Consider the following 413-nt stretch of genomic DNA (forward strand, 5'->3'; position numbering starts at 1 on the left):
GATAGTCCAGAAGGCAAGCTGGGGATAGCGCGCTTTAAGGAACAATGTTGCCTGAGGGGCCTGCTGTTGACACCGGATGGCAAGCAGAAACCCGAGCAGGTCACACCGGATGCGGTGGTTAAGGATTATCAGGCAGCCAAAGCAACACTGGAGCTAGCGCGCTTCAAAGCGGAATGTTGCCTGAGGGGCCTGCTGTTGACACCGGATGGCAAGCAGAAACCCGAGCAGGTCACACCGGATGCGGTGGTTAAGGATTTCCCAGATAGTCCAGAAGGCAAGCTGGGGATAGCGCGCTTTAAGGAACAATGTTGCCTGAGGGGCCTGCTGTTGACACCGGATGGCAAGCAGAAACCCGAGCAGGTCACACCGGATGCGGTGGTTAAGGATTATCAGGCAGCCAAAGCAACACTGGA

General features: G+C 56.2%; 1 protein-coding gene. It reads left to right on the forward strand.

What is annotated here, in order from left to right; translation table 11 throughout:
* Positions 1-413, forward strand: a 413-nt coding sequence (locus AK963_RS34505; RefSeq protein WP_175404805.1) for a hypothetical protein, incomplete at both ends; no start/stop codon positions are given.

Source organism: Endozoicomonas atrinae (assembly GCF_001647025.1).
GTDB classification, from domain to species: Bacteria; Pseudomonadota; Gammaproteobacteria; order Pseudomonadales; family Endozoicomonadaceae; genus Endozoicomonas; species Endozoicomonas atrinae.